Source organism: Picosynechococcus sp. PCC 11901 (assembly GCF_005577135.1).
Lineage (GTDB): Bacteria > Cyanobacteriota > Cyanobacteriia > Cyanobacteriales > MRBY01 > MRBY01.
The window spans coordinates 317,503-337,821 of the sequence record NZ_CP040360.1; the positions used below are offsets into that span (position 1 = coordinate 317,503).

At 50.7% G+C, this 20,319-nt stretch carries 12 protein-coding genes; 7 read left to right on the forward strand and 5 right to left on the reverse strand.

From position 1 onward, the window contains the following. Positions 1–121 precede the first annotated feature (121 nt). A complete protein-coding gene (locus FEK30_RS02590) occupies positions 122–2,704 on the forward strand; it encodes a bifunctional diguanylate cyclase/phosphodiesterase (protein ID WP_138071618.1) in 2,583 nt (860 codons plus the stop codon). Positions 2,705–2,864: 160 nt separating this feature from the next. After that, positions 2,865–4,025 carry a ferrochelatase gene (gene hemH / locus FEK30_RS02595; RefSeq protein WP_138071620.1) on the forward strand — a complete coding sequence of 387 codons (1,161 nt, stop codon included), beginning with the start codon at positions 2,865–2,867 and terminating at the stop codon, positions 4,023–4,025. Between the two features lie 70 nt (positions 4,026–4,095). Here the strand turns inward: hemH and FEK30_RS02600 are convergent, their stop codons facing one another. The 3 genes from FEK30_RS02600 to FEK30_RS02610 all read right to left on the reverse strand — a co-directional run bounded on the left by FEK30_RS02600 (position 4,096) and on the right by FEK30_RS02610 (position 7,137). Continuing rightward, entirely contained in the window at positions 4,096–6,069 is a 1,974-nt protein-coding gene (locus tag FEK30_RS02600; protein ID WP_138071622.1) for a bifunctional aldolase/short-chain dehydrogenase, read from the reverse strand. Positions 6,070–6,133: 64 nt separating this feature from the next. Beyond that, positions 6,134–6,781 (reverse strand): pyridoxamine 5'-phosphate oxidase, encoded by a 648-nt coding sequence (gene pdxH / locus FEK30_RS02605; protein ID WP_138071624.1) that lies wholly within the window; start codon positions 6,779–6,781, stop codon positions 6,134–6,136. Between the two features lie 98 nt (positions 6,782–6,879). Beyond that, positions 6,880–7,137, reverse strand: a complete 258-nt coding sequence (locus FEK30_RS02610; RefSeq protein WP_012308187.1) for a MoaD/ThiS family protein — start codon at positions 7,135–7,137, stop codon at positions 6,880–6,882. 149 nt (positions 7,138–7,286) lie between these two features. Here FEK30_RS02610 and FEK30_RS02615 point away from each other — a divergent pair, with 149 nt between their 5' ends. From FEK30_RS02615 to FEK30_RS02635, 5 genes are all read left to right on the forward strand, one after another. Continuing rightward, positions 7,287–7,844, forward strand: coding sequence for a J domain-containing protein (locus tag FEK30_RS02615; protein WP_138071626.1), 558 nt, complete (start codon positions 7,287–7,289; stop codon positions 7,842–7,844). A gap of 1,080 nt (positions 7,845–8,924) precedes the next feature. Continuing rightward, the gene (locus FEK30_RS02620) at positions 8,925–9,509 is read left to right on the forward strand and encodes a hypothetical protein (RefSeq protein ID WP_138071628.1); all 585 of its coding nucleotides are present in this window, start codon (positions 8,925–8,927) and stop codon (positions 9,507–9,509) included. 144 nt (positions 9,510–9,653) lie between these two features. After that, positions 9,654–10,673, forward strand: coding sequence for a hypothetical protein (locus FEK30_RS02625; RefSeq protein ID WP_138071630.1), 1,020 nt, complete (start codon positions 9,654–9,656; stop codon positions 10,671–10,673). A 95-nt stretch (positions 10,674–10,768) separates the two neighbouring features. After that, positions 10,769–11,572 carry a fimbrial biogenesis chaperone gene (locus tag FEK30_RS02630; RefSeq protein ID WP_138071632.1) on the forward strand — a complete coding sequence of 268 codons (804 nt, stop codon included), beginning with the start codon at positions 10,769–10,771 and terminating at the stop codon, positions 11,570–11,572. A 164-nt stretch (positions 11,573–11,736) separates the two neighbouring features. Continuing rightward, positions 11,737–14,496, forward strand: coding sequence for a carboxypeptidase-like regulatory domain-containing protein (locus FEK30_RS02635; protein WP_138071634.1), 2,760 nt, complete (start codon positions 11,737–11,739; stop codon positions 14,494–14,496). A 13-nt stretch (positions 14,497–14,509) separates the two neighbouring features. On the opposite strand, the gene FEK30_RS02640 is transcribed toward FEK30_RS02635, so the two are convergent. Both FEK30_RS02640 and FEK30_RS02645 read right to left on the reverse strand, forming a co-directional pair. Continuing rightward, on the reverse strand, positions 14,510–17,263 hold the full coding sequence (locus FEK30_RS02640) for a hybrid sensor histidine kinase/response regulator (RefSeq protein ID WP_138071636.1): 2,754 nt from the start codon (positions 17,261–17,263) through the stop codon (positions 14,510–14,512). 46 nt (positions 17,264–17,309) lie between these two features. After that, positions 17,310–20,315: a methyl-accepting chemotaxis protein gene (locus tag FEK30_RS02645; protein WP_255447923.1), complete on the reverse strand. Its 3,006-nt coding sequence runs from the start codon at positions 20,313–20,315 to the stop codon at positions 17,310–17,312. Between the last annotated feature and the right edge of the window lie 4 nt (positions 20,316–20,319).

Genomic DNA, 20,319 nt, shown 5'->3' on the forward strand with positions numbered 1-20,319 from the left:
GGTTTAGTTAAGCTCAGTTAACCTGTAAGCAATTCTATAATTTGAGACGTTTTTCACCGATAAAATACATTTAGATTGCAGCTTTTTTCCGACACCATTTCTTATCGCTCTAGCCATATCTATGTACCAGTCCCTTGCTGCCCTATGTGCCGCTTTGATGTTAACGGGCATTGTCTATGTCCTCGTAAAACATGATCAAAAAATCGCGATGCGGCAACAGGACTATCGCTACATTATTTTTGGTTGCATCCTGTTAGCTTTAGGACGTTGGTTATCTTTTTTGCAATTCTCCCAATACCTCGGTACCCAGTGGCAATCTTTAGGAACGGTCTGGCAGTTCAGTGAGCGATTTATTAGTGAAGGTGTTGGGCTGATCTTCGTTGGCGTTGGACTGGTGCGGTGGTTGCCAACTTTAACGACGTTCCAGCGTCGAGCCTCTGCCTACAGACAGACCAGTGAAGCCTTAGAATCCGAACGCAATATTCTGCAAGGATTATTTAATAGTCTCCAAGGCGCGTTGTTCGTCTGTGATGGTGCGGGTAACTTTATCCGTTGGAATCGTTTTTATCAAGAAGTGCTCGGTTTTAGTGATGCGGAGATGTCTCACCTCAAGGCGATCGAGACGGTTGTGCCTGAAGATCGAGAGTTTGTGCAGCAACAGTTACTAGAAGTTTTTAGTCAAGGCTATGCAGAAGGGGAATTTCGAGTCCGGACAAAACAGGGCGACACGTTAAGGTTGTATGGCTTTGCGTCGCGGGTTGAGCTTGATCTCGATCAAAATGCTTCGGGATTTACGGGCATTGCCATTGATATTTCTGCTCTCAAACAGGTCGAAGCGGAACTGCGACGTTCCCAACGGTCTTTGCAGATGCACAATTGCTTCTTGACCTTGGCCCATGCCCTTACCCAGCGGTTACATGGCTCCCTAGAAATTGAAGATATCGCCCGGGAAACCACGACAACGCTACATCAATATTATGGGGAAACTTGTATTGGTTTTTATTTATTAGAAGGTGCAACTTTTGAGGATGGCCTACTCAAGCTCCAGAGCCATGCGGGTTTTTCGTCGGAAAGGCGCGTTGCCCTCAATCAACTCACCGCCAGCCATCGTCTTTTTCGCTATGCTTTGCAGGATAAAACGCTCCAAATTTTAGACGCTGCGGAGTTAGCTTGTTTTTGTGATGATCTCAGTCCCCAAAGTGTCGCCCTGAGCAATGCGGCGAAGGTTTTAACGATTCCTTTGATTTTCCATGAACAACAGTTTGGCTTGCTGTTGATGCTATTCCAAGAGGATAAAACCTTAGCTTCCTATGAAATTGATACCCTCCGCGCCCTGGGTCAGTCGATTTCTTTGGCGATCGCCAATGCGCACCATTTCAAAGAACTGCGCTACCAAGCCCGCTACGATAGTTTGACGACCATCGGCAATCGCAATCTATTCCATGACACGATTCAGGAATGGTTAAATGCGCCCTCCTTGGGGTACGAGTTAATCATTGTGATGCTCATTGACCTAGACCGTTTCAAGGATCTCAATGACACCCTGGGCCACAAGCTTGGGAATACCTTTCTGCAACAAATTGCCCTGCGCTTACTCTCGGCCCTCAGTCCCTACCAGGGGATTGTCTGTCGTTTGGGGGGAGACGAATTTGCCGTTGCCTGTCCGATGATGCACAGTGAATGGGAAGAAGCTTGCCAGCATGCGGTGGAGCTGGCCGATATTTTGCAGGCAGCGATCCAACAACCCTTTGTCACAGCGGGCAATGTGATTCATATTACGGCGAGCCTGGGGATTGCGATGTTCCCCAACCACGGGACAGACAGCCACGCCGCCCTCCGCAGTGCCGAAGTGGCAATGTATGCGGCAAAACAAAAACGCACGGCCTATGAGATTTACCACGAAGATATTGACCACTACACCCCGCGTCGCCTCGCCATTCTCTCTAGCCTCGGAAAGCCGAGCGCCCGCCAACAATTCTTTTTATGCTACCAACCGAAGTTTGATCTCCGGCAAAAAAGACTGATCGGCGTAGAGGCTTTGGCCCGTTGGCACCACCCTACGTTTGGGCTTATTTCCCCCGCCGAATTTGTCCCCCTCGCGGAACAAAGTGATGCAATCCACGCGCTGACCTACTGGATTTGGGAAGAAGCTTTTCAACAAAAAAAAGCCTGGCAAAACCAAGGTCTTGATTTGGCGATCGCCCTTAATCTATCGGCCTGTAGCTTGCTCGATCCAAACTGCCTAACCACCTTTGAGTCGCTCCTCCAGCAATATGAAATCATCCCTGCACAGGTTGAACTCGAAATTACAGAAACCGCCCTCATGAGTGACCCGCGCTATGCCCTAGAGCTATTACAATGCTTCGCTAATCTGGGAGTACATTTATCCATTGATGACTTTGGTACCGGATATTCTTCTCTGAGCTATTTACAGCGGTTTCCGGTTCATGCCCTAAAAATTGATCAATCCTTTGTGGTGGATATGCTCACCAACGAACAAAGCCTGGTGATTGTCCGCTCGACGATTAATTTAGCCCATAGCCTCGGCCTAGAAGTGGTGGCAGAAGGGGTCGAGAATCAGGCCATCCTGGATTTACTCAAAGAAATGGGGTGCGACATTGCCCAAGGATATTTTCTCGGGCGTCCCCAAAGGGCCGAACAGGTACATCGCTTCTCCGCCGAAGGCCTGAAGCGAGTTGTTTAGAAAGACACTACTTGGGCTTGCCGAAAACCTGAAAAATAAAGTGGTGAAATGTAAACTTTTTCGACTTTCTTGTAGCCACCACGACAGGCACGCCGTCCCAAAGAGATATATTGTTACAATAACTTAAAGAAAATACCAGTAAATTTAATTTGTATCAGCTATGGGTCGTGTTGGGGTCTTATTACTTAACCTAGGTGGGCCAGACAAATTAGAGGATGTCCGTCCTTTTTTATTTAATTTGTTTGCTGACCCCGAAATTATTCGTTTACCCGCGCCATGGATGCAAAAGCCGCTTGCTTGGCTCATTTCCACGCTCCGGGCCGGCAAATCCCAAGAAAACTATAAAGAAATTGGCGGTGGTTCGCCCCTCCGACAAATCACCGAGGCCCAGGGGACAGCCCTCGCCCAAAAGTTGGCGGAGTGGGGTCAAGAGGTCAAAGTTTATGTGGGGATGCGCTACTGGCACCCCTTCACCGAAGAGGCGATCGCCGAAATTAAACAAGATAACCTTGATCAGCTTGTGGTATTGCCACTCTATCCCCAGTTTTCTATTAGTACTAGCGGGTCTAGCTTCCGGGTGCTCGAAGAAATGTGGCGCACCGACAAAGACCTCAATCAACTCGATTACACCCTCATTCCCTCCTGGTATGACCATCCCCAATACATTGCTGCGATGGTCGATCTCATTCGCCAAGAGCTGGATCAATTTGATAACCCAGACCAGGCCCATATTTTCTTTAGTGCCCATGGCGTCCCCCAAAGCTATGTCGAAGAAGCAGGAGATCCCTACCAGCGAGAAATCGAAGAATGCACCAAATTAATCATGGAAGCCCTTGGTCGTCCCAATGACTACACCCTGGCCTACCAAAGTCGTGTTGGCCCCGTAGAATGGCTCCAACCCTACACCGAAGATTCCCTCATTGCCCTGGGCGAAAAAGGCGTGAAGGATTTGGTGGTGATTCCCATTAGTTTCGTGTCTGAGCACATCGAAACCCTCCAGGAAATCGATATTGAGTATCGGGAAGTTGCCGAGGAAGCTGGCATTGAAAATTTCCGCCGCGTTCCGGCTCTGAATACTCACCCGCTATTCATCGAATCCTTGGCGAACTTGGTCACCGATTCCCTCGAACAATGTCCTCGCACCTTTGGTCAGGTCACCCACCCCAAAGAAAATATGAAAATGTATCCCCAAGAATTGTCCTGGGGCATGAATACCAGCGCCGAGGTCTTAAATGGCCGCCTCGCCATGATCGGCTTTTTGGCGTTGTTGTTGGAGTTGATTAGTGGCCAAGGCCCGCTCCATTTTGTTGGCATTATGTAAATAACATCCCCCTAGCTCCCCCTTCGGAAGTGACATCCCCCTAGCTCCCCCTTTCAAAGGGGGATTTTTGTTAAATGACGCGCTCGTTGCCGCCATCAAGGGGAATTTGGGCGGCGGTTGTTTTAGCGAATAGATCACTGCAAAGGATTACGGCACATTCAGCGACGTCCTGGCTAGTGATTTCCACCTGGAGGAGATTGTTTTTCTTGTAATCCTCAATGGTTAGGCCGTAGGCTTTGGCGCGTTTTTCGAGCACTTCGGGCGTCCAAATCCCTGTATCGAAGACGGCATTGGGATGGATGGTATTGATCCGAATCTCGTCTGAACCCCATTCGAGGGCGGCCACCCGTGCCAGTTGGTTGAGGGCCGCTTTGGAAACGGAATAGGCAGCGACGCCTTGACCTGGGGCAGCAACATTTTTCGAGCCAATGATCGCGACCCGCCCCCCTTTTGGTGCCAGTTTCAGGAAAGGATGACATTCCCGCAGCAGAACCAAATTGCTGTCGAGATTAATGTCGAGTACCTGTCGCCAGTGGTCGGTGGGGAGATTGGCGATCGCCTGGCTGGGGGGGAAAATCCCGGCGTTGAGGATTACCAGATCCAAACCGCCAAAATATTGGACTGCTTGCTCTAGGGCATTTTTAATTTGGGTTTCGTCCGTCAGGTCACAGGTCAGGCCAAGAAAATCAGGGCGATCGCAGAGGGTTTCAATGGCGGGGTTAATATCCAGAGCTACCACCGCTGCACCTCGTTTGAGGAGAGATTCAACGCAGGCTTTGCCAATGCCAGAGGCGGCCCCCGTCACCAGGGCAATTTCGCCGGTGAATTCTGGTGGATTGCCGCCTTTTTTCAGTTTGGCTTGCTCTAGATCCCAATATTCCATGTCAAAAATGTCCTTTTGGGACAGGGCTTGGTAACGACTGAGCTGTTCAGCGCGGGAAATAATCTCGATGGTGTGGCGATAAATATCGGCGACAATGTTGGCGGATTTGGCGGTTTGGCCGACGGTAATTAAACCCAATTCCGGATCGAGGATCACCCGTGGGGCTGGATCGAGCATCGTCTTGGGTTCCTTTGCCTGGGGTGCTTGGCTGGCGAAATAGGCTTTGTAAGCTGTGGCAAATCCATGCACATCGCGACCAATTAGGGGCACAGGTTTGGTGCGGATCACATGGTCGGGGGTGGCAGGATTTTGTTGGGAAATGCGCCCTAAGTCTTCCCGTTGGGTAAAGTTCAAAATTTCCGGGCGGCGATCGCCTTTGAGAATCACGGGGAAACCTGCCACCTGGGAAACATCGTAACGGAGCTGCGCTAGGGTTTTCGCGATGGGAGTATCACTGGTTTTTACAGAACGTTGGGGAATCTGCCAAGCCCCTTGCTGCTGGAGATAGGTTTCTGCTTCCTGGACGAGAGTAATCATCCGTTCATAGGATTCTTTAGCCGTCGCCCCAAAGGAGAAAATCCCGTGGTTTAACAAAATCATCCCCTCGGTTTGGCCATGGGCTTCGGCGGCAAACCTTTCGGCGCAAAGGCGAGCGAGATCAAATCCCGGCATGATGTAGGGAATAATCACCAGGCGATCGCCATAAATTTCTTTGATTCGCTCCAGTCCCTCCGGTGTGTTGGTAATTGTCACAATCGCGTCGGCATGGGTGTGATCGACATATTTGTAGGGCAAAATCGCGTGCAAAATCGTTTCCACCGAAGGGGTCGGGGCAGTGGCGACGGTCATTTGGGTCTTTAGTTCGTTGACCATCTGGGGGTCACTTAGGCTGGGTAATTGAGCCAATTTCAACAAATGCTGCAGCCGCACCGGGGCAAAACCGGCTGTTTCGATGGTCGCCAAATCCCAACCGCTCCCTTTGACGTAGAGAATTTCTTCTGTTTCGCCAACTAGGTTCGTTTCCGTGACCTTGACAGAGGTATTACCACCGCCATGGAGTACCAAAGAGGGATCTCGCCCTAACAAACGCGACGTGTAAACCCGCAGGGCCAAATCCCCCTGGTAGGTGGCTGCTTCTTGATCATTCCAAAGGCTTTTCATGTACTGAGTTCCGCTAAATTACACAGTACAAATCTTAGGCCGCTTCGGGTTGCAGAGCTAAAATTTACGGCGCTAAGCGTTGCCGTTGCCAGGTGCGATCGCCTTGTAAGGTAAACACAAGCCGGTCATGGAGCCGACTGGGACGTCCTTGCCAAAATTCAATTTTTTCGGGCTTCACCAAAAAGCCGCCCCAATGGTCTGGCCGGGGAATCTCTTTATCGGCGTACTCGGCTTCGAGGTCTTTGAAGCGCTGTTCGAGAACTTCCCGGTTGGCGATCGCCTGACTTTGGGCAGAGGCCCAGGCCCCAATTTGGGATTTACGGGGGCGGCTGGCGAAATATTCATCGGAGCGTTCAGGAGGCAGTTTTTCGACGGTGCCTTCGATGCGTACTTGTCTTTCTAGGGGTTCCCACCAAAAGACCAAAGCCGCATATTGGGTTCCTGTTAGTTCCAAACCCTTTTGGCTGGTGTAGTTCGTAAAAAATGTAAACCCTGCCTCACTAAAATCCTTTAGGAGCACAACCCGTGAACTCGGCTTCCGGTCAGGGCCGACGGAGCTAAGTACCATCGCATTGGGCTCACGAATTTCGTCGGTTTCCGTTGCCTGTTGGAACCAAGTGGCAAATTGCACCATGGGGTCATCGCTCACATCATCTTCATGGAGACCCGCTTTGGTGTAATTTTGGCGGAGATTGGCAACGTGCATAATCATCGGCGGCACCAACGAACTAACGGTAATGGACTCAAAAAGCAGAATAAAAGTCGCTTTGTATTGTAGTGGAATTTTTTTGCGGATGTTGGCCCTAAAAACTAACCACCACTGACGGGAGGAATCAAAACCACCTCATCGCCCTCCTGGAGAACTGTTTCCGGGGAGACAAATTCTAAATTCACGCCAAAGCGGGTGACGGCCTGCCATTCTGCCAAACTGGGATGTTCACTGAGAATGCGCTGGAAAACGTCCATAACCGTACTGCCAGGGGCAACTTGCCAATGTAAAACTTCGGTGCCGTAGGTTTCCTGGTAGATTGCGAAGAGCTTAATGGTGATTTGGAGCGGGGCAGACATTGAATGTTTTCGGGTGAGGGGGAGTTGTGAGGACATTTTCAGAGGATCATAGCGGTGTTGTTGGGGTTTCGCCAAAGGAATCACGCTGACAGGATTTTTTTGGGGTATCCTTGGGTTAAATTTCGCCTCCTTCCAGATAACAACCATCGATGAATCTCCTTGAGTGCTACAAAATTTTAGGGTTACGGGTTGATGCAGAGCTGGAAGCAGTAAAAGCGGCCTATCGTCGTTTGGCGCGGCAATGTCACCCGGATGTAAATCGTGGTGATCGCCAAGCGGAATACAAATTCATCCAGATTACCCAAGCCTACAAAGTCCTGGCAGAAATCCACCGTTCTCCGGACAAACAAACTTGGCTCCCATCCCCAGAACCACAGCAGCCCACGGGGAGGGCGATCCTTTCTCCTCTAGATCAGCGGCTGAAGTGGCAGAGCTACCAACGGCTCCAGGACTGCCTACAACAACAACGCTATGCCAGGGCGATCGCCTTAATGGAAGGTTTAGCCCAGCGCCTCCCCCAGGATCTAGAGGTGCGCCAATGGCAAGGGATCACTTATCTCAGTTGGGGCCGCCATTTACTCCAACAGGGACAAAACCACAAAGCCCGCACCTATCTCCACAAAGCACTCCTGGCTGACCCCCACAACCGTAAACTCCGGCAACGGGTAGAGGAACTCTTGCAAACTATTTTGATTCCTGCGATTTAATCGAGGCCGCAAAAAGTGTAGTAACCGCCGTCATTGCACCTTTTCTGGTGGGTGGGGTGCTGTTGGGGACTTGGACATATTTGACGAAAACTGGTGGCGATCGCTTAATGAGTACCACAAAATAGGTTTAGCCTTGTTTTAAGACGAATCTTAACCCTGGATCGGCTCAGCCAAAGACATCTGCTGCCAAAGGCTGACAATTAAGTTTTGTAATCCTGAGTGCGTCATCTGTCCAAAGGCAGATCGCTAGATAGACATCGTTAAGAAATGCAGATATGATGAAAGAACAGTAAAGAAAAACCATCTTTTTGTAATGGAAAAATAAAGTACATATACTTACTGGCAAAAGTAGCTCTTAAAAAAAGGAGATCGCCGCTAGAGCTTGTCGTTAACAAAAACATTTTTTCTGCGCTGTTATCGGCCAGTTGTTGTGCCAACTGACCCAACAAGATTCAAAAAACCAAATAAGACAAAGTTTATTTTTTTAGAGAACTTCTTTAAAAGAAACTGACTTAGGGGAACCTCGATTAATTGCTTTTTTGACGATTTTTTGAGCCTGAAACAACGAGGATACGTTGCCGATCTGGCGAAATTTTGAATTTTTCGAGGTTCCCTTAGGTGTCTTTTTTTGATCAAGGAGATGCCCTCTTTGTGGTAAAAAAATCAAAAGTAACCCACAGATTGCTCGATTTTTACCGACGATTTTGTGTGCAAATACAAAATATTTAATCGATTTAACTTGATATCCGTAATATCAATTAGGTATTCTTGCTTGGTACTGTTTTGACCGTAAAAATACCTAAAAATGCCCTTAAAACCACTGTACTTAGGTGCAATTAATATCTTTTAAAACATATAAATCAGTGAAAATAACTGCTTTTTCTTGTGTTTTTACCTGAAAACAATGGACTTTATGGACTTTTGTATTTTTGTTTTTTTTGCTATTAGGTTTTGGATCTCTTTTGGGTATGATTAGGAGTATAAAGCAAAAAGAAATTTGTCAAGCCAGACGATCACTGCCTCAAATTCAAAAATGCTTTACAGGTCAGAAGTTTTTTGTTTTAAAACTGAGGAAAAGCCATGAAATTTCACAACGTTTTTAGCACCAAATCTGCCAAGCTTATTGTTGGTGGTACGATCTTTGTTTCGGCCATTACCGCTGCTAACTTCGCAATGCTGTCAGCCTACGCAGTTGATGACACCGCTTCTTTTTCGGGTACAGTCGATTCAGCTTGTGCACTCTCCGACGATGGTGGTGCAGTTGCATTTGATGCCAACGATAAAGCTTATACAGCCACAGGTAGTGGCGTAGATGTCACTGCGCTTTCTGCAACTCAGTATGTTGATTTTGAATGTAATACCGATACTGCTACTGTTGCGATCGATGCACCTGTTACTTCAAAACCAATGGCTCCTATAAATGCAAGTGGCTTAGTTGCCACTCATGTTGCTAAATATGCGGTAGACGATAATGATACTCTTGGCAATCCAGATCTAACGTCTGGTACGACCATTGATGCAACTAATGGTGTTACTGGATTTTCTCAAGCAGTAAATGCAACTGGCTTATTTAGAGTGGGTATTGAATCTAAATGGAGCGGAGCTGATGGAATGTTAGCCGGGGAATATTCTGCTGATATCACTGTTACAGTGACTCCTGACTAATTCTCTATTGGAATCTCCCCCTCTATCGGGATTATTGGGGGAATTTCTTTTCATTCTCAAATTATTTGTGCCTTTGCTCAATCTGTTCTCTTCGGCAGCTTCTAAAATATCAAGCAGTCATATCATCGGATCACACTTCAGGTAATGCATTCTCAAGCCGTTCCATCTCCCAAGTGGTGGTTTCAGATCATCTTCCTCTCTCTTTTTTTGGGGGGACTCCAACCAAAGCAAGCCTCCGCCCAAACCCCAGGATGCTTTACGACGAACGTCCCCCCTTCCCCCCTCAGCTACGATGTCACCAGCACAACCCAAACCGAAAGCTACGCCGTGACATTTCGCTGTACCGATGATGGCACGACCGGAGGAAACAACCTCAGCAATGTCGATCTGGATGTGACGCTACTGCCGCTTACGGCACCGACCACTGGCCCGGCTAATCTGGATCTCGGTTCCCCGAATGGCGTTACTCATACAGTTTCTGTCGGCACAGGGGCTTCTTTTACAAATCTGGTCGATACTCAAACCACCGTAAATACCAGTGGCTCAACCAATTTAGTCGTGTCAACTGCTGGTGGTAAAGGCGAAAATCTCTCCCTCGATGGTACCGGAACGATCACGGTGAATATCCAATCCCGCTTTGCCCTCCAGGGGAGCACCTCCGAATTTGCCGCCGGCACCTACACCACCCAGTTTGAAGTTGATGCAACCCCGGTTGGTGGGGGCACCATTGCTAATGAAACTACCACGATCAGTAATACAGTCAGCCCTAGTTGTGTACTCGATAATGTGATTCGCTTCCGGGAAACAGCCACCCCCTATATCAAAACAGGCAGTGAGCCCAATGTTTCCCAGCTTCAAGCCAGCGATACAGCGAAGTTTGACTGTAATGCCACCACCGTCGATATCAACTTTAGTGCAGACAGCGCGACCTACACGCCGCCAACAGGGGGGGCAACCAACCTGACCGCAACCCATCAATTCGCCTATGAACTCAATGGCAACGGCTTCAACAATTACAGTGGCCCAGAGCTTATTGAAAACCAAAATACAGATGACAATGGTGATGCAACCTTAACGATTCGCTCCACCTGGACGCCGAATAGTGATCAACTGTTCGCTTCAGAATACAACGCCCAAACCACTGTCACCATTACGGCTAAATAATACACACATAAGCAATTTGTAAGCAGCCTTTCTCCGTAGATTGCTTCTAGGCCATCATCTTTTCATTATCCATTACTTCTTTTCTTCCTTGTCCTATGGCTTATCCTGTTGTGTCTTGGCGCAAAAACCTTAGCTGGGCGCTCTGTTCTTTGGCTTTACTTTTGCCACTCCCCCTCAACGCCCAGGTGCAAGTCTCTCCCATGGTGATCAAAACAGAAACCAGCCAGGGGATGGCGAATGGGGTGATCAGTCTAACAAACCAGGGAACCCAATCCCAGCGGGTACGCCTCTCGGCGGAATCTTTTACCTACACGCGCACTGGTTTTTCCACCGCAGAGTCCGATCCCTATGACCTCAGTCCTTATTTGATGTTTTCCCCTAGGGAGTTGGTTCTAGAACCCGGCCAAACGAGACGAGTGCGACTGATTACGCGAATGTTGCCTTCGACGGCAAATGGTGAATATCGGTCGGTGATCTTTGCTGAACCCCTGCGAGAACGAGATGAAGCGGGGGGCGGTTTGAGTATTCGGGCCCGTGTGGGGGTGACAGTTTACGTGAAACATGGCCAGGTCAATTTTGCCTTGACTCCCGTTGAGGCGAGCTACGATCCAACGAAACAAGAATTTCAACTTTTGGTGAGTAACCCCAGCAATGGTACGGTGCAATCAAAAGGCACCTGGACATTGTCACAAAATGATCAGCCTTTGCTCCAGGCAGATATTGATCAACGTACTGTAATTGCCGGAGGCGATCGCCTTTTCCCCCTAGAGCTGCCCCCAGACCGGACTAACTTACCAGCGGGAACCTATCAAGTAGCAGGGCAGTTGCAATGGAGCGAATCTGGAGCAGTGACCACAACGCCATTTTCCTTTGATGTCACGGTGCCTGCCGCACGGTAGCGTGCCTTAACCCGACCCTCACCAATGGGAAAAATAAATTCAGCCAGATGACTTATCTTGTTGTAAGAAACTGTGGCGCACTCTAACCTGAAAAGGTCTCACATTTTCCCCGTCGTTTAGAGTATTTACCCTTGACCTTTCGGCTACTACTATTCAGCTTTTTCATGCTTTTCCTATTGGGTGCTGAGGTTGTTGATGCCCAACAGGACAGCGAGCCTGCTGATAATGGTGCAACGGAAACCACGTCGGAGACTTTCCCTGTATCCTTTGATTTGATTCCGGTGGGGATTAAGCTTGGCGATCGCACGGCCAATCCTGGCACCTTGGTTCGGGGTTCAGAAAATGGCATTCAAGCTATTGATTTTTCCAACTGGGCGATCGCCTACAATGATGTCCTCAAAGCGCTCCAATTTACGGCAACCCCCCTTGCCGCTGGCACCATAGAATTGCGGTCTCCGGGAGCAGTCATCAGGCTCGATCCCGGCCTTCTCGATACAGATCCACAATTGGGCTTGGTATTCACCATCACCCAGATCCGCGATCTGCTACAAATTCCGGTGGAGTTTGATATTTCTGAATATGCTATTGTTCTGACCCCTGAGTGGCTGAGGGCATCAGGTTCTTTGGGATTAACTGGGCGATATTCCCTCCCGGAGCGGCCCATTGTGTTGGAGGGTTTACCCCGCATTGAAGCCCCGAATTTGTCTTTTAGTGCCATTGGTCAAGAAATTCGTGTGACAGGAGGAGGCGATCGCCCCACAGAATACGAAGGCGATCTGGTTGGCATCGGGACATTTTTTGGGGGAAGTTGGTACAGCAAGATTGATCAACGCGATTTAACCGATCCCCGCAGTTGGCAACTCGAAGAATTTCAATACCTACGCCAAACCCCTAGTACCGACTATGTCATCGGCGATCAGCGTACCTTTTGGCCAGAGGGCAGTGGTCGCTATACAGGTGTCAGTATCGTGCGCCGCTTTGGCTTTCAACCTCCCACCGAATTTACCAATGCCAGCGATGGCTTTAATCCCCAACAACGTCTCAATAGCGATCGCCTAGAGCGTGATATCCGAGGCCGCGCCGAACCAGGGACTCTTGTTCAACTGGTCAATAAAAATGGCAATTTAATTGTTGGGGAACAACTCGTTGATCAGTCTGGCATCTATCGCTTTGAAAATATTCCCAGTGCTTCTACCAATAAAGGCAGAGGCGGCATAGCCGGTAATCGCTACGAACTTCGACTTTATCCCAATGGTCAACTGAGTGCCTTCCCAGAAATTCGGGCCGCTGAATTTTCTTCTCTGCCTGGGCAGCTGAGTAAAGGTACCTCAGCCCTCCTCCTCTCTGCTGGCTTTGAACGGCTTCGACAAGCAGATACTTTTTTTGGCTCCCTCTCGGATGATCTCCAGGGAGGATTCGCCTACCGTTGGGGCGCCACGGACAATCTCACCCTCGGTACGGGTCTTTTTTACGATGGTCAACTTAAAGGTCTAGGGGAATTTTTCTTTCAGCCCGGTCGATTGCCCCTGCGGATCACGGGAGCAGCAACCTTTAATAGCGACGAACAACGGGGAGAACAACAATCTGATCTCCGCTACGATCTCAATGTCCGCTTCAATCCAGGCCAGAGGTTTGATTTTGAGTTTGACAAAGATGAACTGTCTGAGCGCATTCGCACCCGCTGGGATGTCAGTGACAATTTTCGTCTTGCCTTCAACAGTAACAGCAGCGATCAAATCGCCCAGGCCACTTGGCGGCTTTTTCCGGGTTTTAGTACGCGGGTTGGTTGGAGCTTTAACAATAAAGCCCTGGAAGGTGGATTCGACCTCAGTGGTGCCCTTGGGGATCTTTTAATTCGCAATAGCGTGACCTTTAGTGCCGACCAAAGCCCTGATTGGCGATTGTTTTCCCGCTATCAAAACCTCACCCTAGACCACCGGCTGCGTGACCGTCAGATTGCAACGGAAGTAGAGTATTTTTTCCGTAATCCTGAAGCCCTGGTGGATACGGGTCACTCGGTCTTTGCGCGCTACCAAAGTAGCCCCAACGAGGACAACGAGGCCCGGACGAACGAGCTGCTCGTGGCAGGGTGGCGCTATGAAATGAATTCGACGGTGGGCGATCGCCTTTCCGACTGGATCGTCGATCTTGGCTATGGCGTTGGCACCCAGGGAGCAGGATGGCAAATTGCTGTAACCACCAATCAGCTCTTGGGCCTGAATCTAACCGCGCGGTACCAAGATATTTCTCTTACGGGTAATGAGTCAAGCTTCAGCCTCCTCATTGGTTCCGATGCAATCCTTTCACCTAATTTCAGCCTAAAACCCAGTCGCTTTGAACGTTTACGAACAGAGGGTGGCATTGTGGTGATCCCTTTTATCGATGCCAATCGGAATGGTGTCCAAGATGAAACAGAAACGGCCTATTTGCAAGGGATTGAGGCGGAAACCGCAGACTTTTTATTCTTGATTAACGAACAGCCCATTAACCGCTTTAGTGAATATGAGCCGGATTTGCGACGGAGAGGAATCTTTGTGCGACTGCCACCGGATACCTATCGCTTCGATGTAGATCCGGCGGGCTTGCCCCTGGGCTGGCAGACAACGCAGTCGGCCTTTGCAGTAGAAGTGAGTGCTGGTAGTTACACGCCTATTTATGTGCCCCTTACCCGTGCCTACATTGTCGCGGGCACGGTGGTCAATGCCCAAGGGAAACCACTGGGTGGGGTAAGGGTCGAAGCAGTCAACCAAAACAACCCCCAGGAGCGATCATTGTCGGTGACCAATGGCGCAGGTATCTACTATCTAGAATCTGTAGGAACTGGTGTCTATGACCTATTCATCGATGGCAAACCCGCTAAACCGGGCCAGCTCCGCATTGAGATAGATGCTGAAGAATTTACAGAATTGGATTTGCGCCTGTAATCTTGGTTTGCGGTTAAGCCTCGACATATTGGGCGATCGCCTTCAGGAAGCGCACCGGGTGAAACGGTTTTGTGAAGTAATCATTGGCACCGAGATCCTGGGCTTTCTGGCGGTGGAGATCGTTATCGCGGGAGGTGAGCATTACGAAGGGTAAGTGATCCCATTGGCTTTGGCCCCGCACCATTTGCAACAGGGTAAAGCCATCATAACCAGGCATTTCCAGGTCACAAATTGCGAGATCAAAGGTCTGTTTTGAGCGGTTGAGGAGGTTCCAGGCCTCTTTGCCATCCCGGCACTGCTGCACCTGATAGCCGACTTGATTCAACAGTTTATTGAGGGTACGGCGGACAGCAACAGAGTCATCAATGACCAAAATCGTCGGTTGGCGCTTGGGTTGCTCAGGGGCGGGACTGGACGCTTGGGGTTGCTCTGGGCTGACTAAGAGTTGCTCAAAGGCATCGGGTAAAAGCACCGGAATCACTTCCCCGGAACCCAACACGGTACACCCCGCAACGTAGGAAGGATAGGCCACAGTATTATCCAGAGATTTCAGCACCAGTTCCCGTTCCCCAAGGATTTCATCCACGGCGATCGCCAAAGATTTTTTCCCCTGGCGTACGATCAGACCGATGGTGGGGGCTGGCCGCTGTTCCGGGGGCAAGAGGAGATTGCTTTGGGGATAGGGCAGCAGTTGATCGAGGGCATGGAGTTTAAGGGGGGTGCCCTGCCAATCGAGAAATTCTGGATACTCTAAATTGTCTTTGTTAACCAGCGAGAGCACAGCCTGGACAGTCACCGAAGGAAAGGCGATCGCCTGTTGCTGGCAGCGGCAGAGGAGCAACGGCAAAATATTAAAGCTCAGGGGAATGCGGATCGTAAATTTTGTCCCCTGGTGCCGCTCACTACTGGCGGTAATGGTGCCCTTGAGTTGGGCCAGTTCGAGGCGGACAATATCAAGACCTAGACCCCGACCAGAGAGATCGCTGACGGTGTCCCTCGTCGAAAAGCCTGGGGCAAATAGATATTCAAGGATTTCGGCTTCGGTCGGTTGGTGATTGGGCGCACAAAGTCCCTTGGCGATCGCCTTTTGTTGCACCCGGTTTAGATCAATGCCCCGGCCATCATCCTGCACCAAAATTTCCACCATATTGCCCCGCAATTGCGCACTGAGGCGAATGGTTCCCGTCTCGGTTTTTTGGGCTTGGCGGCGTTCCTGGGGCGGTTCAATGCCATGGTCAAAGGCATTTCGGATTAAGTGGGTCAGGGGCGTGCGCAATTGTTCCAAAATTGCTTGGTCTACCAAAACCTGTTCCCCCTCAATGGCTAGCTGTGCCATCTGGGGGTAGCGTTTACTCAAGGTCTCCAAGGACTGACGGAAACGGCGTGCCAAGTTGCCAAAGGGCATCAAGCGCGATTGGGTCAGATCCTGGTTGAGATACTCTAGCTGTTGCCGCACCCCTTCTAAAGATTCTTGGAACTCCCACCGCATTAGTTCCAAATCTTCCTGGATCTCCTGCACCTGTACCATCAGTTCCTGGAACTGCTGGAGTTGGGAATGGGCCTGGGTGTATTGGTCAAAGTGGAGGGTGTCAAATTCCGTATGGGTCGCAGTGGCCAATTCTAAGGACGGTTTCTGGCTGCCACCATTTTGGCCAGAACCAGCGGTAGCCACAGCCAATTTATCGTAGAGGGCCGTTACTTCATCGCGGATCGGGTTGAGTTGCTGGGTTCTTTTTTTAAGATTGCGGCTAGCCCGGAGGAGTTGATCTTGGTGCCGGGTGAGTTTTTCATAGCCAATAAAGAGTTCTCCAACGGCATTCCCCATGCGGTTGAGTTGCTGGATCGGCATCCGAATTTGCAGGCTAGAGGTTTGTTTGGGAGCAGGTTTTGGCGTGGCAGGAACTGGATCGGGACTGGGGTCAGCCTCGGCTGGGATCTCAAGTTTTGGTGGTTCTGGAACGCTTAGGAGAGCTTGGAATGATTCGCTAATCTTGGCCTCATCAGGGTTGGCTAGGTATGCCTGGGTCAGACGACGGATTTCAGCGATCGCCCCTTGGCTGAGGGTAACGAAATCAATGGCCGCACTATCTAGGGCCGTTTGGATCAGGGTGGCAATGGCCTTCAGCCAGGGAACCCCAAGGGCATCCCCTAGGAGGCGGCATTCTTCTTCGAGGGTTTTGAGTTGGCGGGCGGCACTGCGGGGGGTGGGATCGTGGGTGAGGAGTTTTTCGAGGCGCTGCACACAGGCTTCGAGATCCACCTTGAGGGCGGTGGCGACAAATTTACTGGGGGCATTACCAGCAGGAGCAATGGCTTCGGGTGCAGGGGTCTGGGCCTGACCGAGAAATTCTTGGAGGGCGATCGCCATTTGTGCGGCCCCCGGACTGTCCCCTGGGTGATCGTCGTCCCGGGCTGCCAAGTCGAGGCAATGTTGCACCTCCTCCATGGCGAGGCTGATCAAATCGAGTGCAGTCTGTTCTTCTTTAATCCGGCCGGCGGCGATCGCCTCTAAGAGATCCTCCATCTGGTGGGCTAGGTTGTGCAGGGTCGATAATTCTGCGATGCCAGCGCCCCCTTTGATGGAATGGGCAGCGCGCACCAGATCTTGGTATAGCTTTGCCTGATCGTGGCCTGCGGGTTGTTGGAGTTCTGCTTGCAACAGCCCCATACTTTGGTGGAACAACTCAACAAAATCCGGGGCATCTTCCAGCAAAAAGCAGTGGCGGGCTTCGAGGGCGATCGCCTTTAAACTAGCAGCATCCAACATGGCAAAGATAGTAAAAGAACATTAAAACAGCCGAAAAATACAAACGTTACTCAATCTCAAAGCGGGACGAAGAATCCTTCAGGGCGATCGCCACCTGGGTTAGCGCATCCAACTGACCAGACATCGTTTGGGATTCTGCCGCCGTCTTTTGGGCCACCTCCGCCGCCGATTGCATAATTTTCGTGACCTTCCCAGACACATCCCGCTGGGAGACCATTGCCTTCGAGATCCGCGCCAGCACTTTGTCAATTTCCTCACTAATGCGGGACACACTCTGGAGCGTCGTTTTTGTCTTTTTCACCAATTCTGTTCCCGTGACTACTTGGGAAGTACTTTCCTCCATCATCTGCATCATCTGGGCCGTTTCTTCTTGAATCCCGCCGATCAACTGCTCCACTTCCTGGGCTGCTGTGGTGACCTGTTCTGCCAAGCGACGTACTTCATCAGCGACCACCCGGAAACCCTGGCCATTTTCCCCGGCTCGCGTTGCCTCAATGGAAGCATTAAAGGCCAGGAGGTTCGTCTTTTCGGAAATGTCAGAAATGATGTTAACGATCTTCGAAATTTCCTGGGAAGATTCTGCTAGACGTTTCGCTTTCTTCGAGGTATCTGCCACTGAACCCCGAATTAGATCAATACTTGTCACCGTTTCGTCCATGGTTGCCTGGCCTTCCTGGGCCGCCAAACGGGATTTTCGGGCAATTTGGGCTGCCCCCTGGGCCGATTTCGCTACCGCTTGAATGGATTGGGCAATGCCTTGTACCGAACGTTCCGCCGATTGGATCGCCTGTTCCTGGACTGTGGCTTCCGTGGAGAGGCGCGTGATTAGGTCATTGTTGACGATCGCCAAATCATACACCTCGTCTGCCGAAGATTTCACCTGGGAAACCAAGGCCCGCAGACTCCGGAGGGTGGCGTTGAACGCATCGGCAATGGAACCCACTTCCCCTTCGTCTACCATCGCCTGTACCGTGAGGTTCCCCTGGCGCACCTCTTCAATTTGGAGCAGCAACCGAATCACCCCTTCCTGGAGACGTTCCCGCTCCTGACGCTGGAAGGCCGCCTCTTGATCTTTAGCTTGAGCTTGGGCTTCGACGGCATCGGTAATGGAGCGAATTTGCGCTGCCATATTATTAAACGTGGTGGCTAACTGTCCCACTTCATCCTTGGCAAAAACTTCGGCCCTCGCATCAAGGTTCCCGGCCCCAAACTCGGTGGTTACTTTTTGGAGGCGCTTGATCGGTCTTGTGATCGTGCGTCCCAGGAGCCACGCTAGACCAGCCGCCACAAAGACCCCAATTAAACCCACCGTTGTCTGAAGCAGTAAGCTGTCCTGGATTAGGGCATTGAGGGTATTTTCATCGGTGCCCCGGACAATGATCGCCACAGGTTCCCCGGCGCTATTGAGAATGGATTCCGCCGCGAGGGTGTAGGAGATGCCATCGATCACCTGGGTATCGACCACGGTTTCCCCCCTAGCGTTAACGGCGGCCGTCAGGAAAGAGAAATCCGGTAGCGTGAGTAGATCAGGGGCATTAAGGGAGGTCTGGATCACCTTACGGGTACTGTCTTCCCCTTCTTCCTGGGCATCCTGTTGGTAGAGGGCACTGGCGAGCTGGAAACCACCATCGGGGTTGACTTGGTAAATCGCACTGTAACCGCCATTGAACGCGCTAACAGTATTCGCGGCAATATCCAATTTGGCATTGAAAATCACATCGCCGGAAACCAAGGCTCCAAGAAGATTATCGTTACTGCCGATCACGGGGGTGACAGTGTAGCGGACGAGGGCAAATTCGCCTTTTTTGGTGCCAATGGGGAATCTGGTTACTTCTCGATTCAGGTCATCCCAAGAGAGCAGTTCGCTGGTTTTGAGTTGCTGTCTCGTTTGGAGGGCTTGGGTGACGAGGCCATTGGGGTCAAACACTTCCCCTTGGCGATCGCCGTTGCCGTTGGTGATAATCCGGAGATTCGTACTGACCAGGGTGGCATATTCGATATTACGGGCTTGGATTTCGTTTTGGAGAATGGCCTGCACCTGGGCGAGCTGCTCAGGGGGAACGGTACCTGTACTTTGGTAGGCCGCTGCGGCGGCGATGATTGCGGCGTTATCCGATTGGCCCCGGAACCCAAAACCCATCTGGTCAATTTTGACGTTGTAGTTAATGTCGTTGACCGCGAGCTCTGAGGTGGCCTGTTCCCGGAGCTGCGATCGCCCAGAAGTAACAATAATCACCGCCCCTGCTGCCACCACTCCGGCGATCGCAATGGCACTGGAAGCAAAAATACCGATGAATTGTTTCTGGGCAATGGAAAGGTTTTGTAGTCGCTTTAGGGGAGGGGAGGTGACATCGACATCGGTATAGTCAACATCGTCGTAAACCAGGGCAACGGGTTTGGGAGTTTGGTCTGGAAGCGCGATCGCCGAGGGGTCATCGGTCTCTGGATCGGGCTGGGGCAACTGTGCCTGGAGATCTCCAAGGGCTTTGGCGGCACTGGCGGCAAAAATGCCTTCGGGATCTTGGTCAATAATTTGCTGATAGCTGGCGATCGCCTCTGGAAAAAAGCCTTCACTTTCGAGGGCACTGGCGAGGCTAATTTGAGCCACCATGTCCGTGGGGTCAGCGGCGATCGCTGCTTGCAATGCCACAATCTCTGGGCTGTATTCTTTCGTTTCTGAGACTTCTAGGACAATGGGAGATTCCGGCGGGTGGGCCGTAGCCGTTGTTCCGTTCCCGTTGGTTGATGCTGCTGGGCGATCGCCATTGTTACCATTGCCATTCTTTACCTCTAGGAAATCCATCGCTTCCCCTAGGGCAAGGAGCGCCTGTTGGGCACTGGCGGCAAAGACGCCGTCTTGATCCGAAGCTACAATGTCGCGGTAAACTTCCGCCGCCTCCGGCAAAAAGCCTTCGGTTTCCAGTTGACTCGCCAGACTGATTTTCATCACGATATCTGTCGGATCAAGGGCGATCGCCGCCTGGAGTTCTTTGATTTCCTCAGAAAAAGCCGGAGAAGTTGCCGTGTTCATGGTCTGTTCTGTTGTGCCCATAGGT